The organism is Actinotalea sp. (assembly GCF_035443605.1).
Lineage (GTDB): Bacteria > Actinomycetota > Actinomycetes > Actinomycetales > Cellulomonadaceae > Actinotalea.
Genome location: NZ_DAORSQ010000169.1, coordinates 1 through 3,686, shown reverse-complemented (window position 1 = coordinate 3,686; position 3,686 = coordinate 1). Strand labels below are relative to the sequence as shown.

Annotated in this window: 3 protein-coding genes and 1 pseudogene; 2 read left to right on the top strand and 2 right to left on the bottom strand. The window is 69.0% G+C overall.

Features of this window, described 5'->3' with window-relative positions; genetic code table 11:
• Window positions 1–642: pseudogene (locus tag PKY62_RS12645) on the bottom strand (hypothetical protein); the annotation flags it as partial.
• Between the two features lie 47 nt (window positions 643–689).
• On the opposite strand from PKY62_RS12645, the gene PKY62_RS12640 reads away from it, so the two are divergent.
• Entirely contained in the window at window positions 690–1,769 is a 1,080-nt protein-coding gene (locus PKY62_RS12640) for an alpha/beta fold hydrolase (RefSeq protein WP_324537496.1), read from the top strand.
• On the opposite strand, the gene PKY62_RS12635 is transcribed toward PKY62_RS12640, so the two are convergent.
• On the bottom strand, window positions 1,715–3,073 hold the full coding sequence (locus PKY62_RS12635) for a hypothetical protein (RefSeq protein WP_324537493.1): 1,359 nt from the start codon (window positions 3,071–3,073) through the stop codon (window positions 1,715–1,717). The genes PKY62_RS12640 and PKY62_RS12635 overlap by 55 nt on opposite strands.
• 80 nt (window positions 3,074–3,153) lie before the next feature.
• Between PKY62_RS12635 and PKY62_RS12630 the strand changes: the two genes are divergently transcribed.
• Window positions 3,154–3,585, top strand: a complete 432-nt coding sequence (locus tag PKY62_RS12630; protein WP_324537491.1) for an excisionase family DNA-binding protein — start codon at window positions 3,154–3,156, stop codon at window positions 3,583–3,585.
• Window positions 3,586–3,686: the final 101 nt, after the last annotated feature.

The following is a 3,686-nucleotide window of genomic DNA, read 5'->3' as shown; positions in this document are numbered from 1 at the left end:
ACATCCGCCCCAACAGGACGACCTCGGCATAACCACGACCTCGGCATAATTGGAGAAGCCGACCTTGCGCAGGGCGTCCTCATCCTCAGCCTCGAAGTACAACGTCGTCACGTCATACAACACCAGCGACAGATCCCCTGCGGTGGAGGCGTGTTCGTAACAAGCAGCAGCGAGGGTGTCGCGGTACCCGCGGTCCTGGCAGCGTTTCAACGACCGGAACATCGTGCGCAGCGACGCGTGCTCGACCCCGATCTCCTCCAAGACCCGCAGCGAGTCCGCCTTCGACGTCGGCTCGACGATCCTGGCCAGGACCATCTGCTCGAACGCGTCGTCACCCACCGCGTGAAACCCCAGCTCGCGGTAGCCGCCAGTGAGGACCTGCCACAGCAGCGCGCACCGCTTGCCGGTGATCACCCCCTGCCCGACCGGGCCCGCTGGCAGGGACAACTCCAGCTCGCCCTGGCCCGGGTGCATCCGTGCCCGCGCGACCTCGAGCAAGGCGACCAACTCCGCCGGCGTGCGTGCCGAGCCCACATGCTCAATCACGCTGTCGCGGTCCCCAACCCGCTCAGCGATCTGCACCGCTGTGGCCCCCGAAGCGGTCGGGGCCCTGCCCGGGGGGGTTCCGCCGGGGGCGCGCACCTGCTAGCATCGGGCCGGTCAGCAGCGCCGCGACGAAAGGACCCGCCATGCCCCTGGAGAACCCGTTCTACACGCCCGAGATCCAGGGGCCGTACGAGCTGCGGTCGATCGGCCGCTTCGAGCTCGAGGAGGGCGGCGTCATCCCCGACCTCCAGCTGGCCGTCGCGACCTTCGGCGAGCTCAACGAGGCGAAGGACAACGCGATCCTCGTGCCGACGTGGTTCTCCGGGACGCACGCGACGTGGTGGCAGGTGTACATCGGTGAGGGTCGCGCGCTCGACCCGACGAAGTGGTTCATCGCTGTCGTCAACCAGATCGGCAACGGCCTCTCGACCTCGCCCCACACGACCGATGACCCGTCCATCGCCATGTCGCGCTTCCCGCAGGTCCGCATCGGCGACGACGTCCGTGCACAGGAGCAGCTGATGCGCGAGCACTACGGTGTCGAGCGGTTCGCGCTCGTCGTCGGCGGCTCGATGGGCGCCCAGCAGACGTGGGAGTGGGCCGTCCGCTACCCCGAGAAGGTGCTGCGTGCTGCGCCGATTGCCGGGACGGCGCAGAACACCCCGCACGACACGCTATTCACGAAGACGCTCGTGGACGCCATCACCTCCGACCCCGGCTGGGCCGGCGGCGAGTACGCCTCGCACGAGGATGTGCGCGACGGCCTGACCCGGCACGCCGACATCTGGGCGACGATGGGGCTGACGACGGACTTCTGGAAGACGGAGTTCTGGAGGGGCATCCCGCCGATCGCCGAGGGCCTGGAGTTTTCGACCTACGAGGAGTTCCAGCAGAACTTCGTGCGGACCCTCTTCACGATGATGGACCCGAACGCGCTGCTGACGATGGCTTGGAAGTGGCAGCGCGGCGACGTCGCCCGCAATGCCGGCGGCGACCTCGCGGCCGCTCTCGGGCGTGTCACTGCCAAGGTCTTCGTCATGCCGATCGAGCAGGACATGTTCTTCCCGCCGCGCGACTGCGAGCCCGAGGCCGCGATGACGCCGGGCGCCGAGGTGCGGATGCTGCACAGCATCGCCGGCCACTTCGGGCTCTTCGGCTTCGAGCAGTCCTACCTCGACGAGGTGGACGCGCACCTGCGCGAGCTCCTCGACACCCCCGTTTGACCCCGCCTCATCGCGACCTTGGGTGAGACCGCCGAGGACCACCGCCGATTCACCCCACGGTCGAGGGAGGGGCAGGTCGCCAAACTCGCGCCATGTCGGCAACTACTCCGGAGGAGCGTCTGCGCATCGCGCTGGACGTCGCCGGCGTCGGTGAGCAGATGATGCGCACCCGGCTGCGTCGTGAGCATCCCGAGTACGACGACGCCATGCTTGAGGCCGCCATGATCCGGTGGATGCAGGACCGTCCGGGAGCCCCCGTCGGCGATCACCCAGGCCCGCCTTCCACCCGCGTGCTCGGTCACCGAGCCTGATGGCGGACGCGGTCGCCGCCTCGCTGCGGCAGGTGGCAGATGTTCTGCGAGAGCCGGGTGCTCGACCAGTCGGTCGAGGAGTGCCGCCTCCTCAGTGTCGAGCAGGTGGTCGATGAGCATGAGGTGCCAGGTGGTCAGGGCGTCGGCCCGGTCGCGGCGGCTGCGATTGAGGCCCCCGCCTCCGCCCCCGCCACCGCTGCTACCGCCGCCAACCCCGTCCAGGGCGTCGAGGTAGTCGCGCCCGGCCCGCGCCCACACCGCGGGCGAGTCGAGCATCCCCGCAAGAACCGTCGCCAACGGCAGCTCGCGCTCGGCGACCCACCCGAACCCCCCTCGGGTCCAGCCGTACTCGCTCTCCCACCGCAGCAGCTGCCGCGTCGCGGTCGCCGTGAAGGCGTCGCCCTCGATCTCGCGCGTGCGCACCCAGAGCGCGCGGACGGCATCCGAGACGACGAAGCGGGCCGCCTCCACCGGGTCCTCGGAGCGGAAGAAATCGGTGCCCTTGGTCTCGCAGGCCAGATCGACCAGCGTCGCCACGGCGCGACCGGCCGCATCGTCGCCCTCTCCGGGCAGCGCCGCGAGCGCGGTCTGCACCAGGCGGCGAAACGTCAGCCGCCAGCGTGTGCGCTCCTTCGGCGACACCTGGCGGCTGCGCCCGAGGTAGGCCCCGGACCGGGCAAGGGCGGCGAACGCCTTCACCTCAGCAAGAACGGCTGTCGCGTCTGGCGGCGTGGGCGGCACCGAACGGGCCCGCCCAGCTTCGCCCTGCGGCTCGACAAGAGCCTCGATGCGCTGGCGTTGCGCGGCGGGCCCTCGCCAGTACAGCGTCCACAGGGCCTTGCGCAGCGCCGCCTCGTCCAGCCCGGACAGCTTCGCGAAGAACTCGTCGCGGCCGAGACGGTCTGTGGGCATGCGCGCACGATACTGACCTTTCGAGAGCGGGGATGCCCACGACCTCGCCCTCCTCTGACGAATCGGCCGACCTGTAACCATTTGCAGATGTAACTGCAAATGGTTACAGGTGCAGACGTCCGGCCGTGTTCGGCCGACGATTTCGCTGAGAGGTAGGGGCCATGGCCACGCACGTCGATGCCACCAGCCGTGTCATCACGAGTGAGCGTGACGCTCGCCAAGCTCGTGAGGTCCTTGCCGATCTTGACGGACCTCGTGGCGCTCTGCGCGTCGAGCAGTCGGGGAGGATCGCTGACCCGATCCCGCCCGAGGTAGGTCGCATCCTGCAGCAGGTTCTGTCCGTGATCGCCAACGGCGGCACCGTCACCATCTCTTCAACACCGGATGTCCTGACGACGTCGTCTGCAGCCGCGATCCTGGGTGTGTCTCGACCCACCCTGTTGAAGATGGTGGCCGACGGTCGCGTTCCAGCTCACCGAGTGGGCACGCACACGCGGTTCATGGCGGCAGATGTTTTCGGTGAGCTCCGGGCACGGCGAGCGCGCGAGCGTGCTGCGTTTGAGGCACTGCGCGAGGTGGACGACGACGACTGAACGGGCATATGTCCGGAGCCGCTCACGCAGTCTCGGGCGGGCGACGTCACCAGACAGCAGAGGATCGTCCGATTGGGATACCGCTACGTGGGCGACCGGCC

Bases quoted from the DNA above. Each gene is read 5' to 3' on its own strand.
- PKY62_RS12640 (WP_324537496.1), top strand. From the start codon at position 690: ATGCCCCTGGAGAACCCGTTCTACACGCCCGAGATCCAGGGGCCGTAC.
- PKY62_RS12635 (WP_324537493.1), bottom strand. From the start codon at position 3,073: ATGGTTACAGGTCGGCCGATTCGTCAGAGGAGGGCGAGGTCGTGGGCA.
- PKY62_RS12630 (WP_324537491.1), top strand. From the start codon at position 3,154: ATGGCCACGCACGTCGATGCCACCAGCCGTGTCATCACGAGTGAGCGT.